The sequence below is a fragment of the Pseudanabaena mucicola FACHB-723 genome, from assembly GCF_014696385.1.
In the GTDB taxonomy this organism is placed as follows: domain Bacteria; phylum Cyanobacteriota; class Cyanobacteriia; order Pseudanabaenales; family Pseudanabaenaceae; genus Pseudanabaena.
Window position 1 is genome coordinate 112342 of the sequence record NZ_JACJQB010000002.1, and the last position, 20576, is coordinate 132917.

General features: G+C 44.1%; 16 protein-coding genes. 10 read left to right on the plus strand and 6 right to left on the minus strand.

Features of this window, described 5'->3' with window-relative positions:
• Window positions 1–2: 2 nt before the first annotated feature.
• Window positions 3–1340, plus strand: a complete 1338-nt coding sequence (gene clpX, locus H6F41_RS02145; protein WP_190401829.1) for an ATP-dependent protease ATP-binding subunit ClpX — start codon at window positions 3–5, stop codon at window positions 1338–1340.
• Window positions 1341–1385: 45 nt separating this feature from the next.
• Here clpX and H6F41_RS02150 read toward each other — a convergent pair whose 3' ends face one another.
• The gene (locus tag H6F41_RS02150; RefSeq protein WP_190401830.1) at window positions 1386–3857 is read right to left on the minus strand and encodes a response regulator; all 2472 of its coding nucleotides are present in this window, start codon (window positions 3855–3857) and stop codon (window positions 1386–1388) included.
• Window positions 3858–4043: 186 nt separating this feature from the next.
• On the opposite strand from H6F41_RS02150, the gene H6F41_RS02155 reads away from it, so the two are divergent.
• Window positions 4044–4391, plus strand: coding sequence for a hypothetical protein (locus tag H6F41_RS02155; protein WP_190401831.1), 348 nt, complete (start codon window positions 4044–4046; stop codon window positions 4389–4391).
• Window positions 4366–4689: a hypothetical protein gene (locus H6F41_RS02160; protein ID WP_322095862.1), complete on the plus strand. Its 324-nt coding sequence runs from the start codon at window positions 4366–4368 to the stop codon at window positions 4687–4689. The genes H6F41_RS02155 and H6F41_RS02160 overlap by 26 nt, the downstream gene beginning before the upstream one ends.
• 31 nt (window positions 4690–4720) lie before the next feature.
• Here the strand turns inward: H6F41_RS02160 and H6F41_RS02165 are convergent, their stop codons facing one another.
• The 3 genes from H6F41_RS02165 to H6F41_RS02175 form a co-directional block, all read right to left on the minus strand.
• Window positions 4721–6166 (minus strand): MBOAT family O-acyltransferase, encoded by a 1446-nt coding sequence (locus H6F41_RS02165; RefSeq protein ID WP_190401832.1) that lies wholly within the window; start codon window positions 6164–6166, stop codon window positions 4721–4723.
• A 3-nt stretch (window positions 6167–6169) separates the two neighbouring features.
• Window positions 6170–6535: a DUF1830 domain-containing protein gene (locus tag H6F41_RS02170; protein WP_199288627.1), complete on the minus strand. Its 366-nt coding sequence runs from the start codon at window positions 6533–6535 to the stop codon at window positions 6170–6172.
• A 188-nt stretch (window positions 6536–6723) separates the two neighbouring features.
• Window positions 6724–7707 carry a methyltransferase domain-containing protein gene (locus H6F41_RS02175; protein WP_190401833.1) on the minus strand — a complete coding sequence of 328 codons (984 nt, stop codon included), beginning with the start codon at window positions 7705–7707 and terminating at the stop codon, window positions 6724–6726.
• A 244-nt stretch (window positions 7708–7951) separates the two neighbouring features.
• On the opposite strand from H6F41_RS02175, the gene H6F41_RS02180 reads away from it, so the two are divergent.
• From H6F41_RS02180 to H6F41_RS02190, 3 genes are all read left to right on the plus strand, one after another.
• Complete coding sequence (locus H6F41_RS02180) at window positions 7952–9553, plus strand: photosystem II high light acclimation radical SAM protein (protein ID WP_190401834.1); 1602 nt, start codon at window positions 7952–7954, stop codon at window positions 9551–9553.
• A 94-nt stretch (window positions 9554–9647) separates the two neighbouring features.
• Window positions 9648–10229 (plus strand): Uma2 family endonuclease, encoded by a 582-nt coding sequence (locus H6F41_RS02185; protein WP_190401835.1) that lies wholly within the window; start codon window positions 9648–9650, stop codon window positions 10227–10229.
• Between the two features lie 7 nt (window positions 10230–10236).
• Window positions 10237–11406: an Era-like GTP-binding protein gene (locus H6F41_RS02190; RefSeq protein ID WP_190401836.1), complete on the plus strand. Its 1170-nt coding sequence runs from the start codon at window positions 10237–10239 to the stop codon at window positions 11404–11406.
• 36 nt (window positions 11407–11442) lie between these two features.
• Here the strand turns inward: H6F41_RS02190 and H6F41_RS02195 are convergent, their stop codons facing one another.
• Window positions 11443–12768, minus strand: a complete 1326-nt coding sequence (locus H6F41_RS02195; protein ID WP_190401837.1) for an FAD-dependent oxidoreductase — start codon at window positions 12766–12768, stop codon at window positions 11443–11445.
• Window positions 12769–12900: 132 nt separating this feature from the next.
• Here H6F41_RS02195 and H6F41_RS02200 point away from each other — a divergent pair, with 132 nt between their 5' ends.
• Window positions 12901–15189: a PAS domain S-box protein gene (locus tag H6F41_RS02200; RefSeq protein ID WP_190401838.1), complete on the plus strand. Its 2289-nt coding sequence runs from the start codon at window positions 12901–12903 to the stop codon at window positions 15187–15189.
• A 20-nt stretch (window positions 15190–15209) separates the two neighbouring features.
• Here H6F41_RS02200 and H6F41_RS02205 read toward each other — a convergent pair whose 3' ends face one another.
• On the minus strand, window positions 15210–16196 hold the full coding sequence (locus H6F41_RS02205) for a hypothetical protein (protein WP_190401839.1): 987 nt from the start codon (window positions 16194–16196) through the stop codon (window positions 15210–15212).
• 990 nt (window positions 16197–17186) lie between these two features.
• Between H6F41_RS02205 and H6F41_RS18870 the strand changes: the two genes are divergently transcribed.
• The 3 genes from H6F41_RS18870 (at window position 17187) to H6F41_RS02220 (ending at window position 20509) form a co-directional block, all read left to right on the plus strand.
• On the plus strand, window positions 17187–18302 hold the full coding sequence (locus H6F41_RS18870; protein ID WP_190401840.1) for a septal ring lytic transglycosylase RlpA family protein: 1116 nt from the start codon (window positions 17187–17189) through the stop codon (window positions 18300–18302).
• Window positions 18303–18401: 99 nt separating this feature from the next.
• Window positions 18402–19976: a bifunctional pantoate--beta-alanine ligase/(d)CMP kinase gene (locus H6F41_RS02215; protein ID WP_190401841.1), complete on the plus strand. Its 1575-nt coding sequence runs from the start codon at window positions 18402–18404 to the stop codon at window positions 19974–19976.
• Window positions 19973–20509: an LptA/OstA family protein gene (locus tag H6F41_RS02220; protein ID WP_190401842.1), complete on the plus strand. Its 537-nt coding sequence runs from the start codon at window positions 19973–19975 to the stop codon at window positions 20507–20509. Before H6F41_RS02215 ends, H6F41_RS02220 begins: the two co-directional genes overlap by 4 nt.
• The last annotated feature ends 67 nt before the right edge of the window (window positions 20510–20576 follow it).

Genomic DNA, 20576 nt, shown 5'->3' on the forward strand with positions numbered 1-20576 from the left:
TTATGCCCAGTAAATATGACTCTCATCTTAAATGTTCTTTCTGTGGTAAGTCGCAGGAGCAGGTACGCAAACTAATTGCGGGACCAGGGGTATACATTTGTGATGAGTGTGTGGATTTATGTAATGAAATCCTCGATGAGGAGCTGTTTAACAGCGCTCCCCCTCAGTCCACCCAGCGGAAAGAACCTGCCACGGAAAAGCGGAAAACCAAAACTGCGGCAAATCTTAACCTCAATCAAATTCCGAAACCCCGCGATATCAAGCGCTATCTTGACGAGAATGTAGTTGGTCAAGACGAAGCCAAGAAGGTGCTGTCCGTAGCAGTTTATAACCACTATAAGCGGCTTAGTTTTCTGGACTCGACAGCGAAGGGGCAGAATGAGGATGGGATCGAACTTCAGAAATCGAACATTTTGCTGATTGGCCCCACAGGTTGTGGTAAGACCCTCTTGGCGCAAACCCTAGCTGAAATGCTGGATGTGCCTTTTGCAGTTGCCGATGCCACTACCCTGACCGAAGCGGGCTATGTCGGTGAAGATGTAGAGAACATTTTACTGCGGCTATTACAGGTCGCGGATCTTGATGTCGAAGAGGCTCAGCGTGGCATTATTTACATTGATGAAATTGACAAAATTGCACGTAAGAGTGAAAACACATCGATTACCCGTGATGTATCTGGAGAAGGGGTGCAGCAAGCATTATTAAAGATGCTCGAAGGCACGATCGCCAATGTGCCGCCCCAAGGTGGTCGGAAGCATCCTTACCAAGACTGCATCCAGATTGACACTAAGAATATTTTGTTTATTTGTGGTGGTGCTTTTGGGGGCATGGAAAAGCTGATCGAACAACGGATTGGCAAAAAGTCGATGGGCTTTGTGCAACAGGGTGAATCAGTTCCCCGTGAAAAGCGGACTGCGGAAATCTTGAAAAACTTGCAGCCCGATGATCTGGTCAAGTTTGGGATGATTCCTGAGTTTATTGGTCGCGTACCTGTGACCGCAGTCCTTGATCCGCTTGATGAAAAAGCACTGATGGCAATTTTAACTGAGCCTCGCAGTGCGTTGATCAAGCAATATCAGAAGCTCTTAAAAATGGACAATGTGCAGCTTGAGTTTCAGACTGATGCTGTCCATGCGATCGCAAAAGAAGCTTATCGTCGCAAAACAGGGGCAAGAGCTTTGCGAGGAATTGTCGAGCAGTTAATGCTCGACATGATGTATGAGTTGCCATCTCGCAAGGATGTCACCAAATGTCTAATTACCCGCGACATGGTAGAAAAACTATCCACTGCGGAAATTTTGCAACATCCCGCCTCAATGCCTAAACCTGAATCAGCATAAACAAAAAAGGACTCGCGAGGCGAGTCTTTTTTGTTTATATTGCGCCTACCTACTTAATAACTGTCGCATAGTGTTAATTAATTGACTCAGACTCACAGGCTTAACGAGATAACTATTTGCCCCTGCTTGAATACAACGCTCATGATCTTCTGGCATAGCAAGTGCAGTCAGCGCAATAATCGGAATATTGATCAAATGGGGGATTTGACGGATCTGTTTAGTCGCTTCTAATCCATCCATGATTGGCATCTGCACATCCATCACAATTAAATGCGGTTGCATTGCCTGAGCCATTGCAATCGCCTCCTGTCCATTTTTGGCAATTAAAATCTGGTAGCCCCTTTCCGTAAGGTAACTAGAAACAGTCAAGACATTAGCTTCGTTATCTTCGACTAGCAAAATTACAGGAGCATTGAGACGATCGATATCGGTAAATTGGGGTGGTGATTCTACAGGGGTGATGGAATGATGGCTTGACGTGGGCTGTTCAACGCCAGAGATGTAGGGGAGTGTAATTGTAAAGCAACTGCCTTTGCCTAGCTCACTGGTGAGGCTGACATTACCACCATGAATTTCTATCATCTGCTTGACGAGGGTGAGTCCTAACCCTGTGCCTGCATATTGACGATTGAGAGCGCTATCGATCTGGACAAAGGGTTTGAATAGTTTGGGGATGTTTTCGGCGGCAATGCCAATTCCTGTATCAATTACGGATATTTGCAAATTTGCGATCGCATTATTACCTTGACTCTGCCCTGACCTATCAGCAGGGCAATAGGTAACATCTAAAGTTACACTCCCTCCTGCTGGTGTGAACTTAACGGCATTATTTAAGAGATTAATTAAAACTTGCCGAATTCGCCGCTCATCGATCCAAATATCTGGCAAATCGAGAGGCATTTTTGTATAGATCTGAATTTGCTTTCGCAAGGCTTGTTGTTTGACAAAGCCAAGGCTCGATTGGCAAAGCTGGGGAATGGCAGTGGGAATGCGGTTGATTTCAATTTGTCCAGCCACAATTTTAGAAACATCCAGAATATCGTTAATCAGTTCCAATAGATGTGTACCACTGGAACGAATCGTCTGAATCGCTTTGATTTGCCGTTCATTCACTGTACCGAATACTTGATCTTGCAAACCTTCCGCCATTCCCAAAATTGCATTGAGAGGAGTGCGGAGTTCGTGGCTCATGTTGGCGAGAAATTCATCCTTGAGTCGGGTAGCACGGGCTAACTCTTGGTTTGTTTGTTGCAGTTGTGCCTCAGCCAGTTTGCGATCGCTAATATCACGCACAAAAAAGACCACTTCATCATTGCCGCAGGGAGACACCCGCACTTCTTCATAACGGAACTTCCCTCCAAGCCGAATATACTGCTCATAGATCTGTACATTCTTTGTACTGAGAGCTTTTTCGATAGCGGCATGTTTGAGAGCGGCATGTTCTTCGGAAATATCTATGGGATAGGGATCATAAATATTTTTACCAATCACCAACTGCGGATCAACACAATACTCCTCTTGAATAGGCTGCTTAAAATCTAAATAATTGCCGTGGCGGCTCACCCGAAACACGAGATCAGGTATTGCCACAAGCATCGCATGGGAACGCTCTTCGCTACTTTGCAACTGGGTTTCACTCTGTTGCAATGCCTTAGTACGTCGTTCTACCCGATCTTCTAGTTCCCGATTGAGCTGCTCTAGAGCTTGGTTTGCCTGTTTGCGTTCGTTGATGTCCAAATGCGTACCAATCATCCGTAACGGTCTAGCATCCTGATCCCAAGCAACAATTCTTCCCTTACACAGTACCCAAACCCAATCGCCCGATTTGTGTCGCATTCGCAATTCACACTCATAGGCAGATATTTCCCCTTGCAGATGTTTTTTGAGCATGACAGTAGCTTTCTGAAAATCATCGGGATGAAGATGCTCAGACCAAGTTTCAAAACAAATTGGTTCTAATTCACTAAGGCGATAGCCAATCATCTCAGCCCATTGATCATTGATTGTGATTTCTCCCGTCTGAATTGACCAGTCCCATAGCCCTATTCCCGAACCTTCGATGGCAAGTTGTAACCGTTCCTTCGTAAAGTCTAGTTCCAATTGAGAACGCTGACGCTCTGCCCGCAGTTGCACATCTCGCAGTTCGCGTTTCACAACTTCAGGTAGTCGGGCGAGATTATCTTTCATGAGATAGTCATGAGCGCCAGCTTTCATGAGTTCCACAGCCGAAGTCTCGCCAACTTTCCTCGCCACAATGATGAATGGCAAATCGTTCGGACTTTTTTGCACGATTTCCAGAATCGTCATCACCTCACACTGCGGCAGCGAGTCATCAGATATAACCACATCCCAAGTTTGATTCGCCAAAGCTTGCCTCAGTGCCTCAAGACTAGACACCCTCTCTAAATCAACGGTGAACCCACCACGCTTGAGCGCTTGCTCAATCAAAAGTGCGTCACCCTCTGAGTTACCTATACTCAAGACCTTGAGATTGTTACTTGCCCCAACTTCGACCATTTTGATTAGCTGTTGAATTTAAGCTTTAAAGCATCTTAATACCGTGCGAGTTTTTGCGATCGCAAACCAAAATATAACGTTATTGATTGCTCAAGCTAGAATCTTTTATAGCGGCTAAGGTGCAAGGGTTAAAGAAAGTATCGAGTTAGACGATTGCCAATCTCATAATATCTAGGATAAGAACCTATGCAATTAACTGAAAAGCCTTTTAGTGCTGAGCAAACTGATCAAGTGAATTCTCAAGTAATTGAGCAGTCCCATGATTTAGCTTTTTTGCCGATTACTGCCCAAGTATCATTTGCTAATTTGCTGGCGCTGATTCAAACTCTGCCTAAAGAGCAAAAATGGCAGGTTTATCAAACGTTGGGGGTAGAGCTTGCGCCCCAGTCGGCGGAGGCGAAGGCGGTTGCCCGTTTAGCCGATGAGGATGACGAGTCTATGTGGATTACAGTTGTCCATGAAGATGATGAGATCGATGAAGAGGCTTTAAATGAATGGTTGGTGAAGCGTGGTTACAAAAAAGCAGAAGTATAGAGTTACATTGCATCCGCTAGTGATCGCTGACGACTTACCTCTGTTACCTGAGTTTCTACAGGATGATCTGGCTAAATATCAGTTTGTTTTAGCGATCAATCCAGTCCAAACGCAGGGAGTGCCTAGCCATAATTTGCGTGGTGATTTGAGGAATTATCGGGCTTTGGAGATTGACTATAACGGTGTTTGCTATCGGTTGGTTTATCGGGTGTATGATTCACCTACACCAAAACGGGTGCAGGTGACTAGTTTTGCTGAGCATGATTTGGCTTATGAAAAAGCCAAAGAGAGAGTTTAATGAGTACGGATGTCTAAGCTAGGTATGAAATCTAAAAGTCAAAGTAGATAAAGGGTAGCTTCTTCTCAGGGCTGAGGATACTGACTAGAAATAGACTAACGGGGACTAGAAATAATTTGACTTGCCAATTTAACTGCCACTTTTTGCGATCGCAAAGATAGGCAATCAGCGACACCATTACCAAACCAAACATTAGTAGTGCAATTTGCCCGACCGTAATCCCAAGGGATTCCACATAGATTTTTAAGCCAAACTGAGGATCACTCTCATAGCCCCATAGTCTTTGCACAAACCGATTTGTATCCATCAAATTTGGTAAGCGGAAGGGAATCCAACCGAAAAAAACCACTAACTGCGTAATTGCGATCGCCAAAATTTGCATCGGCAAAGTTTTCCAGAGCTTTTGTAAACCCTCAAAGACAGCACAAATTTCCATCCAGAGACGATGCAGTACCAACGCCGCCCCATGCCATACCCCCCAAATAATAAATCCCCAATTTGCACCATGCCAAATTCCTACCACCACCATAATGATCATCAAGTTCAGACAAGTGCGCCATAAACCACCGCGTGAACCGCCAAGGGGAATATAGAGATAGTTCCGCATCCATGCGCCAAGGGTCATATGCCAACGTCGCCAAAAGTCAGAAATGCTGCTTGAGAAATAGGGGAAATCGAAATTTTGTGGCAATTTGAAACCTAATAGCAAAGCGCTACCCCTTGCCATATCAATGTAGCCACTAAAGTCACAATAAATCTGAATCCCGTAAGCGAATAGAGCTAACCATAAATCAATGCTGCCAGCTCGTTCCGTATTCCGAAAGGTGAGATCGACCAGTCGCGCCATATTGTCAGCAACGAGTCCTTTTTTGATTGCACCACAGGCAAACAGCCAAATTCCCTCGACCATATCAGGTAACATCGGTCGCGATCGCGTCAATAGCTGTGGTGCAAATTCTTGATAACGGGTAATTGGCCCCGATAATAACTTTGCAAAAAATAACTTGTAAGCAGCAAAGTTCAGGAAATCCCTAGCAGGAGTATTACCGCGATAGGTATCGACTAAATAAGCAATTAACTCAAACACAAAAAAACTAAGGGTGATCGGCGGTACGATATTTGCCTTCGCCCAAATTGCGAGTGAACTACCTACAGGCAAGCCCGTAATATTGCCGATCGCCGTCGCCACAAAAGGAATGTACTTAAATCCAAACAGCAGCAGTACATTAAAAAATATCCCCACAAATAAAAGCCACTGTTTGAGAAATCGATCTCCTTTACGAATTTCCTTGCCTAACCAGTAATTAATTGTCAACATCACAATTAACAACCAGACATACTGCACTTGAATGAATGAATAGAAGGCTAGACTTGCCGTCAAAATGAGCAATAGACGGGCTTGGATATTTGGCAATAGCCAATAAACAAGGGCAATACCGATCAGGAATTGGGCGTATTGGAGGGATAAAAAATCCATTATTTAGGAGATTACTTTAGGAGCAGGCATGGAGAGCACCTCCGCTAGATCCTCTAAACCTTCGACATCCTCAATGGGCTTGACGGGAACCCAACTAGGCAAGGTGGAGCTAGCTTCTTCTACCTGTAATTGGACACAGGGAATTGTATCCGAAAGTATGGAACTTGCCATCATGCCTGTATGAATCTCTAGATGGGCAATATTAATTGCTTCAAATATAAGATTTTGTCCGGGGAACACAACCCGCTCAAAATACCACTGAGGAACATCGGTGATCCGCGCAATTTGAATTTTGCTAGTGGCATTGACATACGAGCAAACTATTTTTTTGTCGTGTAAATCAGCAGGTAACGGATCAAGTAGAGACATAATATTTTTTATATAAATTTACGTAAGCAGAGATTAACAAGTTTCTTATATGGCAAACTAACTTAAGTTTGTCGTAAATCCAAAAATATTCCTAGTTAACCCAAGTAAACCCTGCCGATATGCTTGGAATTAACAAGAATATTTATCTTGTCCCTTCGCTCGTACATAAAGCTAACACCCATAGAGGACTAGCGATTGTAAATACTACTACCAACTAGTAATTCAGGATTCTGAGAAATTGCCCTGACAGCTCGAAACATACCAAAGCGGCAAATGCCCGTACCAAAAGCAATTCGCATCAATATTAGGGTAGGAACTTCACGAAATGACTTAATAAATCCTGTGATCCCAAACTTAAATAAACCATCTGGGCGAATGATCCCCTGCCAAATTGAGTCTAGCCAAGAAGGTAAAGTCTCTTGAGTCCAGTCTGCAGTAGTCACTTCACCTTTAACAAGGTTGGTCTCAGCCAATACTTCGGCAAAGCCTTCGATGCTCGCAAAGGCAGGATGTGACCATTGATCGAGAAGTTGCCGCATAATCAAATTTTCGATAAAATTAAGGGGTATTTGGCGATCATCACGCTGATTCCAATCGGCAACGACAAGAATGCCATCAGGCTTGAGTACACGCATTAATTCCTTAGCAAAGATCGCTTTGTCGGGCATGTGGGGGCCCGCTTCGATACACCAAACCACGTCAAAACTGGCATCAGGAAAAGATAGCGCCATGGCATCATCAACCTGAAATTTTGCATTCACGTCAGGATCTGTGAGTTCGGTTGCTCTCTGGACTTGCTGTGGACTGATAGTGACACCAGTAACTGCAAAGCCGTAGTCCCTTGCCAAAATGCGGCTACTGCCACCGATGCCACAACCAACATCAAGCAAAGTGCTACCCTTGGCTAGCTTGTCTAGTCCTCCCCATTGCACCATCTCGCGTACAAAATCCACCTTAGCTTCCCGAAAATCTTTGGAATGTGTAGGTGAGCCGTAATGCCCCAGATGAATATGATCGCCCCAATAAAACTCTAGGATGCCATCTTGTGTCCATTCGTCATAGGAGCGTGCTACGGAATCGGAGGACTGGTAGGGACGAGTGGTGAGTACATAAATAATGACACCTAGTAATGACAGACCTAGGGTGATTTCCAGAGCAATTAGGGGATTCATCGGCACTTTTAAGTTGGAGTTTTAAATTGGTGATCTTATTTACATAAGTTTACATGGAATCGGCAAGGGAGCTTTTAAGGATTGAGGCAATCTTTGCCTCTGTCTGAGTTGAACTAAAGTTAAGATATATGAAGCCCTGATCGATGAGTATTTATTAACCGTACCTGTAAAACTTTATTTCGCCATTTTTATAATTTATAGCTATTTTTTCTTAACTCGATTCCAAACTAATACCTAAAATCCTATGCAAGCTCTCCACTCGAACAGTGATCATGCTGTGACTAGTCCTGCTAGCGATCGCATTTTATATATTCGGCTTCCATGCAACCCAATTTTCCCGATTGGGGTGGTGTATTTATCCGATCACATTCATAAGGTTGCGCCCCATGTGCAGCAAAATATCTTTGACTTGGGGACAGTGCCACCCCTCGATTTTTATGCGGCGTTAGATCGCGCCATTGATAAGTTTCAGCCCAATTTGCTCGTTTTTTCATGGCGTGACATTCAGATTTATGCACCTGTGGGCGGCCGTGGCGGCAATCCTCTCCAAAATGCCTTTGAGTTTTACTACGCCAAAAATCCTGTCAAGAAATTGCGGGGCGCGGTGAATGGGTTACGGCTATTCACCGCCTATTACACGGAGCTATGGCGCAACTCGCAGTTAATTAGACGCGGTTTAAGTCGAGCGCGGCGCTACCATCCAGAGGCAAAGGCGGTTATTGGTGGCGGCGCGGTCAGCGTCTTTTATGAGCAGTTGGCAAATATTTTACCCAAAGGCACGATTGTTTCGGTGGGCGAAGGTGAGGCTTTGCTAGAAAGCTTAGTGCAGGGGCGAGAAATCGATGGCGATCGCTGCTATGTGGTTGGTGAAACTAAGCCTCGCGAGCGATTGATTCATGAACAACCTGCACCGATTGAGAAAAGTGCTTGCGATTACGAATATATCGAATCAATTTGGGAAGACTTTAATTACTATTTTTGCGATCGCGATTTTTATATTGGCGTACAAACCAAGCGCGGCTGTCCCCATAACTGTTGCTACTGCATTTATACCGTCATCGAAGGGAAGCAGGTTCGCATCAATCCCACCGATGAAGTAATTAAGGAAATGCGCCAACTATACGATCGCGGCGTTCGCAATTTTTGGTTTACCGATGCTCAGTTTATTCCTGCCAAAAAATTCATCGATGATGCGGTGGAACTATTGGAGAAAATTAAAGCTTCAGGCATGACTGATATCCATTGGGCAGCCTATATCCGTGCTGACAACCTGACTCCTTACCTCTGTCAACTGATGGTGGAAACAGGGATGAGCTATTTTGAGATCGGCATTACGAGCGGTTCTCAAGAATTGGTTCGCAAAATGCGAATGGGCTATAACCTCAAGTCGGTCTTACAAAATTGTCGAGACCTCAAGGCGGCAGGCTTTAATGACTTGGTGTCGGTGAACTATTCCTTTAATGTGATCGATGAGACCTTAGAAACGGTTCGCCAAACCATTGCCTATCATCGCGAATTGGAAGCAATTTTCGGGGCGGACAAAGTGGAACCTGCGATCTTCTTTATTGGTTTACAACCCCATACCCATTTAGAAGAATATGCGCTCAAAAATAACTTCCTAAAAGAAGGATATAATCCCATGAGCATGATGCCTTGGACTGCCAAAAAACTACTTTGGAATCCTGAGCCAATGGGGTCTTTCTTTGGGGAAGTATGTTTGGAGGCATGGAACCGTAATGAAGATGACTTTGGTCGTACTGTGATGGATATTCTCGAAGAACGTCTAGGACGTGCGCCATTGGAAGAAGCCCTTGCTGCTCCGATGAAGGAGTTAGTCAAGGCATAAACAAAGAAGAGTCGCAATGCGACTCTTCTTTGTTTTGATCAGAAAGGTGATTGCTATAAGTTGTAATATGTAATCAGCGAATGGAATAACATCTATGGTTCAAGCCGCGATTCCCCAAGTCAAGTATCTATCCTACGAAGAATACTATGCCTACGATGACGGCAGTGACATTTGCTATGAGTTAGAGGATGGAGAATTAATTGCAATGCCCCCCGAATCAATTTTCAACTCTGATGTATCAAGACGGTTACTTTTTGCTTTGGGTAAATTTATCTCCCCTCACTTGCTAGCCTATAAAGAAGTCTCGATTGAGGTAAGTGGTCGTCGAGCTAGAGTGAGAATTCCTGATTTGATTGTCTTGGGCGAAGAATGTCGAGCGGCACTAGAAACAACAACAAGAGGAACAATTACCCACGATATGCCACCACCATTGTTGGTAATTGAGGTGGTATCGGCTGGACATGAAAATGAAGCAAGGGACTATCGGTTTAAGCGATCGGAGTATGCGGCGCGAGGAATTGCGGAGTATTGGATTGTTGATCCTGTGCGTAGCCAGATTACCTTGCTATCTTGGGTTGAAGGTTTTTATGACGAGACGATTTATACTGGTGATGCCGTAATCAAAAGTATCGTAATTCCAGAAATTGAGATTAATCTGAGCGATATTCTGGGTTAGCTTTTCCATGCAAGACTATCTTCAACGGGTGCGCTATCTTCTCAAGAATTACGTTAATTCATTTAAGAAAGAATTAACAGAATTAGAACTAGCACAAATATTTGCGAATGAGCAGAAGCTGGCTAAAACTGCGATCGCAATTGCTGTATTCGGCATGGTGTCACGGGGGAAATCATCACTCATTAATGCTTTGCTTGGTCAAAAACTGAGCGAGACTGGGGCAGTGCATGGCATTACGAAGGATGTCACTATTTATGAATGGGAAGCTGGTGATAAACTTCAATTAAGCTTGATTGATACACAGGGCATTGATGAGGTGGGTGGCGACATTCGAGGACAAAAAGCCATAGAAGCAGCGCAGCAGGCGGATCTGATTTTGTTTGTGATTGCAGGGGATATGCTAAGGATAGAGCAGGAAGCGATCGCAAATCTCCAGCAATTCTATAAGCCTATTTTGCTAGTTTTCAATAAAACCGATCTCTATCCCGATTGCGATCGCAATATCATCCATCAAGCTTTACAAAATGCAGAAGTTCGTAAATTCATCTCACCCCAAGAAATTATCTTAACTTCTGCTCAGCCCAAACCCGTTAAGGTTCGCCTTCAATATAGTGATGGAACTAGTCAAGAAATTTGGGAACAACCCCAACCCGATATCCAATCTCTGCAACAGCGAATTGTGGATTTACTGAATAGGGAAGGTAAAGAACTAATAGCAATCAATGGATTGCGATCCCTATTGGAAATTCAAAATGCTGTGGCAGAGAGACATGTCCAGAAGTTACAAACCTCAACGGCACTGGTGGCTCTAGCCTTCCTCACCGAGGCAATGGGTCTATTGCTATCACCTTCACAATGGTTAGATGCGTTGATTAGTGGCAGTTGCAGCAGTATTTTCGTGATTTGGGCAATTGGTAAATATCCCAGTCAGCAAAAGTACCGATGGTTATTCATAATTTTTGTGATCGCAGTTAGCCTTGGCAAACTAGGGTTCAATTACCAAGTAATGCGCTATTTGCAAATCCTCGGTGCGGGCTTGAGTATATGGTTACTATTTAAAGGCATCATCATCGATCTCAATCAAAGTCGCGCTTCTGGTAGATTGGGCGCAAAAAACTTAATTGCTGAGATTGTTAGCTCTGTACCCGCAAACTCGATCTTAAAAAGATTTATCTAACTTTGTACCGCTCGCTAATAAACTAGCGGGGCAAAATTAAAAATTCCAATCTCGTCGCCAAGTAAACCAATCTTTAAGTTTAATTTGTTGCTGCTGGCTGCGATGGAGTTGTTGCCATTGCTCAACTAATCCCAACTCTGGCAAACCCCTCAGATCTTGAATCTTGATCTTTGATTGCATCGCCATGGCGATCGCATCGACAACCACTTTTGCTTGCTCACCGACCATGCTTGCCCCCAAAATTTGACCATGCTGATTACAAACAATTTTGCACAGTCCCATTTGTTCCACATAGCTTTCTAGAACCACCAACTTTGCTCGATATTGCTTGGCTGCCAAAGCCTCAGTCATGCCAATTTGAGCAAGTGGTGGCGATGTCGGTACAAATGTGGGAACAGGAATTGGCAATGGCGAAGATCTGAATAGCTCCAATAAATTCGTTTGTAAGACCCGTTGCCGAATAAAGTCAATGTCGCGATCATTGCCGCAGGGATAAATATGCCGATCGCAATGAATATCAAGATGCGGAGTTGACTCAGGAATTAATAGACGATCGCAGTCAAGGGTGCTGCCATTGAGCCAAAGTTTGACGTGATCATGCTCAAGCTCTGTAACTGCGGTGACTTGAGTACGAGTATAAATCTCAATGCCTTCAACTTCGAGCTGTGCTTGCAAAGTTCGCGCTGTCGTCACATCAATATCAGGCAAAATATGGCTGCGATCGGTAATCAATTTGATCGGAATGCCAACCAAATTCAAGAGTTGAGCAATCACACAACTCAGCGAATCATCGCCTAAAATCACCATGGATTGGGGTGGCTTTTCTAGATTAAATAACTGATTGACGGTTAAGAAATGCTGATCCGTTAGTCCAAAAATCTGGCGGGGGGATGGGACTTGTGACGTTGCGATCGCAAAGGCACGGGAGCTTATTTGTTTTGGGGTATAGTTTCTAAATTTATCGGCATGATGCTCATCTACGGTAAGAATCTGCGCCCCGCGTCTCTGACTTAAAAATTTTACCTCTCCCCAAATTACATCAACCCCTAAACTTTGTAAGGTTTCGAGCGATTCATCTGAGCAAATACCCTTTAGAATTAAATTAATTTGCTTTTTTAAAAGTGTGAATTGCGACAAGGGGGGAGAGGCACAATGTTTATTTGCTAATTGTTTGAATAAGTATGAAGCACTCACACTCTGACCAATCTTTGTCACATCATATAAATTACCAAAGAGATTATCCAAATTACGATTTCCCTCACCGATCCACGCAACTCTAGCTCCACTCTGTGCGGCAAAGCCCACCAATTTGTGAGCATGAGCGCCCATACCAATGACAACGAGGTCATAATCGACCGACATGCTAAATAAGCTCTCAATAACTTAACGACTAAACCAATGCTAGTACAAAACAGCATTTATCTTGATCTGGCGATTGTAGGTGAGCCCCTTACCATCAAGTCTGATGTGACCATTATTGCCGCAATTAGACTCATGAATCAGTCCCTACATGCTGCGGAAATAGAACATTGCGATCGCCGATTGTTAGAGTCTAGAGCTAGCTGCGTACTAGTAATGAATGGGCAGCAACTATTAGGAGTCTTTTCTAAATGGGATGTATTACGTTTAGTTGAAGAACAGGTAGATCTCTACCAAACGCCGATGAACGAAGTGATTATGGCAACACCGATCCTCGTTAAGCGATCGCAAATTAAAGACTTTGAAATCATGTTCAATCTCTTGCAGCAGTCACTATGTCGCCATCTAGTCATAGTCGATGAGAGTGATCAAGTAATCGGCATTGCCACCCAAGAAAGCATTCTCTTTGCTAAAAACAAGTTAACCGCAGATACCTTAACCAATATTGATGCCCAAAAGAAAGCAGTCCTCACCGCAATTCCCGATTTAATCTATCGTGTCAGCGCCGATGGAGTCTATTTAGAATGTTTTGCGAGTAACTATGTCACAGATCTCCTGCCATCAGACTTTGACATAGTAGGCAAAAAGCTCTCCGATATCCTCACTCCTGAATTGTCATCGCGCAAACTCACCGCAATTCGCCAAGCAATCGCCACAGATCAAATACAAACCTTTGAGCAACAATGGCAAATCAATGACGTAGTGCAGTATGAGGAGGTGCAAATTGTCAGGGTCAGCGATCAAGAAGCCTTGACCATTATCTCGAATATTAGCGATCGCAAACGAGCCGAAGAATCACTCCGAGAATCAGAAATGCGGTTTAGAAGTGTATTCGATGGTGCTGCTGTAGGGATTTCCGTCGCTGCCCCCGATGGTACACATCTATCGGTCAACTCTGCGCTCTGCCAAATGTTGGGATATACAGCATCAGAGATGCAAATCCTCACCTTTCAAGAGATTACCCACCCTGACGATCTAGAAAGGGATCTCCATAACTATCGCAAACTCCTGAATAATGAGATCGATAGCTTTCATATCGAGAAGCGGTTTCGCCATAAAAATGGAGACTTTATTTGGGGCTTATTAAGTGTTTCCATTGTGCGTGATTCTCAAAATCGACCAATGTATGACATTGCCCTCATTCAGAATATCAATGAACTAAAAAAGACCCAACAACAACTTTCACTACTGAATCAAGATCTAGAAATTAAAATTCAGCAAAGAACTGAGGAGTTGGTAAAAAGTGAAACTCGTAAACAGGAAATTCTTAACGCTATTCCCGACTTACTACTTCGGCTCAACCTTCAAGGCGATTGCATTGACTGCATATTACCGCGCATCCCTGACAAGGAAGCCTTTATACCGATTAAGGAGCATGTCTCCGAAGTTTTAGAACCCACCATTTTAGAATCCCATCTTGCCGCCTCAAGACTTGCGATCGCCACAGGAGAAGTCCAAATCTATGAACACCAGCTCCAAAAATTTGGCAAATCAATCTATGAAGAGGTCAGAATTAGTCCTTGTAGCGACAATGAGGTATTGGTACTAGTAAGAGACATTAGCGATCGCAAACAGGCGGAGGCAGACCTTCAGCTTAGCAATGAACGTCTACTCACCATGAATCAAGAGCTAGAAAGAGTCACCCGACTCAAGGATGAATTTCTCGCAACTATGAGCCATGAATTGCGAACTCCCCTAAATGCGATCTTGGGTATTTCTGAGGGATTAATCGATCAGGTATTTGGGGAAATTAATCAGCGCCAACGGGGCTCGTTAAAAACAATTCACAGCAGTGGTCAACATCTTTTAGCCCTGATCAACGATATTCTTGATGTCGCCAAGATTGAATCAGGCATGTTTACCCTCGATCTCAGCTCAGTGTCGGTACGATATCTCTGTGATAGCAGTCTCGCTTTCATCAAGCCCCTCGCCACTCAAAAAAATCTTCAAGTAAGTTTAGTTATTGACGAATCTCTCCCCAAAACGATCATCGTAGACGAGCGCCGCATCAGACAGCTACTCATTAATCTCTTGAGTAATGCCGTCAAGTTCACCCCCCGACATGGCAAAGTCACACTAGAAGCAAAGGTTGTAAGCAGTGATGATTCCTCTTCGGTCAACGAATTACATTTTTTGGTATCAGACACGGGCATCGGTATCGCTGACAGCGATATCGGCAAGCTATTTCAACCCTTTGTCCAAATTGATAGCAACCTCAGCCGTCAATATGCAGGTACTGGGCTAGGTTTAAACTTGGTCAAAAAAATGGCAGAAATGCACGGTGGACAGGTCAGTGTGAGCAGCAAAGTCGGTGAGGGCAGTTGTTTTACTGTAACGCTGCCTCACACCAAGAGCGAGTCCTAACGAGAATCACAATCACAGGACTAGCGATGTCTGACCAAAAAAGCAGGCAAATCGACTTTGGCGCTATTTCGTTGCGATCGCAACGGCACTTCATTTCTTGCATCATTTCTTGGCTCATTTACCATCAGTGATTGCCCAAAGCCATGATCAGTAGTAGTCAGCGCTTCTAACGGTGATACTAAATGTCTAACGGGTTTTTCCTCTAATAAACGATCAAGAGCGCCACTCAGTTGTAAAGCATGATGCTGATGGCGCACCGATTGTTCTTTCCAATGCTGGATGGCGGCCTCATATTCCGAGGCTCGCGAGGCTTGCTGCAAAACTTGATTTTGCAATTCCTCAATCTGCTGCTCTAGTTCCTGCACCTTGGTCAAATCGCTAACATATTCATTCTCTAGTCCCCGTAACGATTGATGCAGTTGCGCTTGGTTCGAGAGGTGCTTAATTAGTTCTTCTTCAAATTGATCGCGTTGGGTCGTGACTTCCGAGAGTTTGGTTTGGGCTAGCTCAAGGGTCTTGGTTGATTCCTTGAGCAAGGCTTGAGTTGCCTCTAACTCTGCGGTTAAGGTCTGTTGGGAAATATCAAGAGCTGTATTTTGACATTGCAATTGCTCTATTTGCGTGGTTAATTCCTTAACTTGGCGATCACGATCATCACTAACACTCATGATCTCTTTTTCTAATTGATCCACATACTCACATTCAAACTCATACTGCGATCGCAATTTATCTAGTTCCTCCTGCAAACGATTGCGATCGGCAGTTAATGTCGCAGTCTGGTCATTAGTCTCATTATCATTAATACCATCTGCATCACCATCACCCAGCGCCCAATTTTCCGCAAAAATATCTAAGTCCCCGTCTAGTACCATGTTAGTGATTTCGGCGATCGCCTTTCTTTCGGCACTATCAACCCCCAAAATCGCATCTAGCTCTTCATCATCACTAACAGTTACCGCTTCAATTTCTACTTCTTGTAGTGCTGTGTCACGCTTCAATCTATTCACAAATGACCTCACCCACAATACCGAGGGATTTTTACATGACAAACATTAGCAGACTTTACTAAGTTTGCAATATTTTTTTGAATTGCCTCAAATTTGTTCCCAGCCTATTATTGCGATCGCAGTTAGCCAAGTAGCCGCTATTAAAATTTGCAATCTAAGTTCTCGCTAATCACAGTCCTAAAATATCGATATATCTATCGACTATTTTGGAGGATATAAAACCCAACAAGCCAGTGGCGGCGCGAAGCACCGCCACTGGCTTGTTGGGTTTTGACTGACAGAATACAGCTATAACGCATCAAAGCTGCTGAATTTTTTAAGATTTCGCAAAAAACTTTATCGCGAATGATTAGTAATTCTTATATCTTGACTGTAAATGTTTTGCTTATCTTTTTATTGATTTGTATACAGTCATGAAATTTTTAAACATAAAAATCTGAATTTAGCTCATTGCAAACATATTTATCAAATCAATCCTAAATAGTTTCTATAAATTTAGTTTTGATATCTATCAAAGGGATGATTTGTTGCCATTTGTGGCACTTTATTTCTGAAATCATGTCTTCGTCAGGCTTGTATCAATACCTTCAGACATCTCAATTGTAACCAAAGCCGAAAATTTCTTGTGTATTGAGGTCTGAGGCACATAAACACTTTTTGTCTGCAAAAATACCTACCTCTAAAGGCATACTTTTGCAGCATATTTTTTGTGATTAATCTTACCAAGTTCCATTTTTATAAAGAATCCTAATGGGAAAGAAGATAAATATCGATTTTCGGCAAATAAGAAGCTTTAAAACCCTTTCCCTGTAAGCTTTTGAAGCCTAAAGTATTGCCATTCTAAATAACCATGTTAATCTGAAGTTCATGAATAAAAACACCTAGTTTTTTATTCCTAACCCGCTAAATTACTTGTTAGTGATTTTGCTTGTAAGCCATTCTCAGTCGAGCTTTCATCCATAAATACTAATCATTTCTGTCTTAACACCTATGCTTAATTGGAACTGGAGCCACACTATATCCACCTCAGTTGTGTCTCTTGCAATCGTCTCAAGTCTTGCCAGCCATAGCGCACAGGCTCAAACAGTATCTTCGGAAATCAAATCTACCCACACATCTACCTCTCTAGCAACTCCTGAAGCCACATCTAACCTAAAGGTCGGGGAAACGAGATCACAGGCACTTAGCAAAGGCAAAGATGAATCTATTGCCCGCATATATAGTCACCAAGTAGATGGTAAGAAGGCCGCTACGGTATATGTCCGTGGTATTCCTGTAGTTACTTACATCGAATCTGACGAAGTAACCGAAAAATTAAGCGCAACTACTAAGACCAATTCCAATAGCTCTGAAAAAACTAAAGGTCTAACCAAGAGCGAAGTTAAGGGGGAAACCAAAAAGAATTCAGACTCACTTAAGTCCCCATCAACGACAATTAATAGTGAAACAAACCTAGCTAAAGCTAGTGAAGACACCTCCGAAAGTCTGCTACTTTCTGCTAATCCCATCGAGCGCGCTACCGCAGCAGCAGCACTAATCAATCAACTAAATCGCGATGGTCTCGATGCCAGTCAGATTATCCCCGCTTGGAAAAATGGCGACTTTGTGATCAAGCTTGGCGATCGCGCCACCATCAAGTTTGACGAGCAAGCTCTTTCTCCTGCATCCCTAGAAAATAATGCCGAGGATGTATTAGAGTCCGCCAACCTATTGCGTCGCTTGCTCGGTGGTGCTTCTCCCCTCTCAGAAGTAGCTAATGCCCCCAAGCCAAAAGTTGTTGTTGCGAATCCCGCACTAAGCGATCGCATTGTGGGTGTGATGTCGGGGATGGCTTCTTGGTACGGGCCCGGATTTGATGGCAACTATAGCGCCAGTGGTGAAGTTTTTAGAGCGAGTGACTTGACTGCTGCACACCCTAGCTTGCCCTTCGGCTCTATGGTGCGGGTTGTGAATATGGACAATGGACAGTCCGTAGTCGTCCGCATCAATGACCGTGGCCCCTATGCCCATGGGCGGGTCATTGATATCTCTGCGGGTGCTGCGAGTGTCATTGGTCTGATCTCCTCTGGGGTTGCACCAGTCAGGTTAGAAGTTTTATCGAAATAAATCTAAATAAAATGAGTTGCGGCGCTTCGTGCCGCAACTCATTTTATTTAGACGGGAAACAGCTATGCTTTTGATCTTGATTTTATTGAGGTTGATTGCTTGACACAGCTATTTACGACGATCGCAGCTCTGCGTGCTTACTTAAAGTCTCAAAAATTTTCACAACCTCATGGACAATTATCGGTGGGGTTTGTGCCGACAATGGGCGCTCTGCACATAGGGCATTTGAGTTTGATCGATCGTGCTAGAGATGAAAACACTTGCGTTGTGGTCAGTATTTTTGTCAATCCCTTACAGTTTGGTGCAGGCGAAGATTTTGACAAATATCCGCGTACCTTAGCTAGCGATCAACAAATTTGTGAGCAAGCTGGGGTTGATGCCATTTTTGCGCCCAATGCCTCAGAGATGGGTGTCACTAGTCATACCGTTACGCAAGTTATTCCCCCCTCGGCAATGACCGATATTTTGTGTGGACGATCGCGGATTGGACATTTTCAAGGGGTTGCCACGATCGTCACCAAGCTCTTGAATGTTGTGCAGCCTGATCGCGCCTATTTTGGTAATAAGGATGGTCAACAATTAGCAATCATTCGCCGCTTAGTTAATGACTTAAATATACCTGTGGAGATTATCGGCTGTCCGACCTTGCGCGAACCGAGTGGATTAGCCCATAGCTCCCGTAATCAGTATTTATCGGATTGCGATCGCATTTTAGCGGCGCAGATCTATCAAAGTTTGCAAAGGGCTAAGCAACAATTTTTTAGGGGAGGGACAACTAGCTCATCAGAGCCAATTTTGCAAGTTGTCCGCGATTATCTAGCGAAGCTGTCAGCAATTGACCTAGAGTATATTGAGTTAGTCGATGCCAAGACCTTACAACCCTGTCAGCAAATTACACCTGATGCAGAGTTAATGTTGGCAATCGCTGCTCGAATCGGAAATACACGCTTGATTGATAATATTTTGCTGAGTCCTACCGTTACACCCCGAAAACCGATCATTGCGATCGATGGCCCCGCAGGGGCGGGCAAATCTACTGTCACCAAGCAGGTGGCAAACCAGTTAGGTTTATTATTCCTTGATACTGGTGCGATGTACCGCAGTGTAACTTTAGCGGCGTTGCGCGAGGGGCTAGATCTGCAAGATCAAGACAAAGTAAAAGCGATCGCGGCTAAGTCCAAAATTCAATTGTTTGCCAATCCGATCGCAGGGCAGCCGATGCAGGTGCTACTCAATGGCGAAGACATCACCACTGATATTCGTACGCCTGAAGTCACTGCCAATGTTTCGACCATCGCCGCACAACCTGCGGTTCGCAAAATTTTGGTCAAGCAACAACAATTAATCGGTCAAGCTGGCGGCGTGGTGATGGAAGGGCGGGACATTGGCACCCATGTTTTTCCTGAAGCTGAAGTAAAAATATTTTTGACTGCCTCAGCACAAGAACGGGCGAAGCGTCGGCAAGCTGACCTGATCGCGCAGGGACAGGTCGCACCCGATTTAGCTACCCTTGAGCAAGAAATTCAAGAACGCGATCGCAAAGACTCTACCCGCGACCATGCCCCTCTAACCCAAGCTAAAGATGCAACTTTAGTCAATACAGATGGTCTAACCATAGAAGAAGTGGTCGCAGCCATTGTAAATTTGTATGAAGCCAAGGTACAAACCCTATGACCTTTTCATTTTCTAAGTTCGCTTTTCCCACCGCGATCTCTAAATTATTGCTTGTTGCCATCCCCTTTGCGATCGCAGCCAGTGCATTACCACCCACTCAAGCGCAAAACACTTCGTTAACGATTCGTGCGGATGTGCAAGAGGCAAACTCAATTACAGGCGTAGTCACTGCTACGGGCAATGTGCGGATGACCTATCCTGCCAGACAGATTGATGCGGTGGCAGCACAAGCACAATATTTCTCCAAGGAACAAAAAGTCGTTTTGACGGGGGATGTCACAGTGACCCAAGAGGGCGTAAATAGTATCAAAGCAGAGACCATTACCTATCTTGTTACTGAAGGTAAATTTGTCGCATCCCCAGCGAACAATCAACAGGTAGAGACTATCTATGTCGTCCCCGATCGTGACCTAGCAACCACGCCTGCCACATCTGCCACCTCCGTCGAGCAAATTAAACCTGCATTCAAAAAACAACGGGTCAGTCCACCAACCACCATTAACTCGGATAGTTCTCAAAAACCGTCTAATTAAGTTATCTTGCTAAGTTAGGAATCCCCGTCACCGAGAGTGCAGAGAATGTCACATTTCCCCATCCGAG

Bases quoted from the DNA above. Each gene is read 5' to 3' on its own strand.
- clpX (WP_190401829.1), top strand. From the start codon at position 3: ATGCCCAGTAAATATGACTCTCATCTTAAATGTTCTTTCTGTGGTAAG.
- H6F41_RS02200 (WP_190401838.1), top strand. From the start codon at position 12,901: ATGAATCAGTCCCTACATGCTGCGGAAATAGAACATTGCGATCGCCGA.
- H6F41_RS02180 (WP_190401834.1), top strand. From the start codon at position 7,952: ATGCAAGCTCTCCACTCGAACAGTGATCATGCTGTGACTAGTCCTGCT.
- H6F41_RS02190 (WP_190401836.1), top strand. From the start codon at position 10,237: ATGCAAGACTATCTTCAACGGGTGCGCTATCTTCTCAAGAATTACGTT.
- H6F41_RS02155 (WP_190401831.1), top strand. From the start codon at position 4,044: ATGCAATTAACTGAAAAGCCTTTTAGTGCTGAGCAAACTGATCAAGTG.
- H6F41_RS02220 (WP_190401842.1), top strand. From the start codon at position 19,973: ATGACCTTTTCATTTTCTAAGTTCGCTTTTCCCACCGCGATCTCTAAA.
- H6F41_RS02195 (WP_190401837.1), bottom strand. From the start codon at position 12,768: ATGTCGGTCGATTATGACCTCGTTGTCATTGGTATGGGCGCTCATGCT.
- H6F41_RS02150 (WP_190401830.1), bottom strand. From the start codon at position 3,857: ATGGTCGAAGTTGGGGCAAGTAACAATCTCAAGGTCTTGAGTATAGGT.
- H6F41_RS18870 (WP_190401840.1), top strand. From the start codon at position 17,187: ATGCTTAATTGGAACTGGAGCCACACTATATCCACCTCAGTTGTGTCT.
- H6F41_RS02185 (WP_190401835.1), top strand. From the start codon at position 9,648: ATGGTTCAAGCCGCGATTCCCCAAGTCAAGTATCTATCCTACGAAGAA.
- H6F41_RS02175 (WP_190401833.1), bottom strand. From the start codon at position 7,707: ATGAATCCCCTAATTGCTCTGGAAATCACCCTAGGTCTGTCATTACTA.
- H6F41_RS02170 (WP_199288627.1), bottom strand. From the start codon at position 6,535: ATGTCTCTACTTGATCCGTTACCTGCTGATTTACACGACAAAAAAATA.
- H6F41_RS02165 (WP_190401832.1), bottom strand. From the start codon at position 6,166: ATGGATTTTTTATCCCTCCAATACGCCCAATTCCTGATCGGTATTGCC.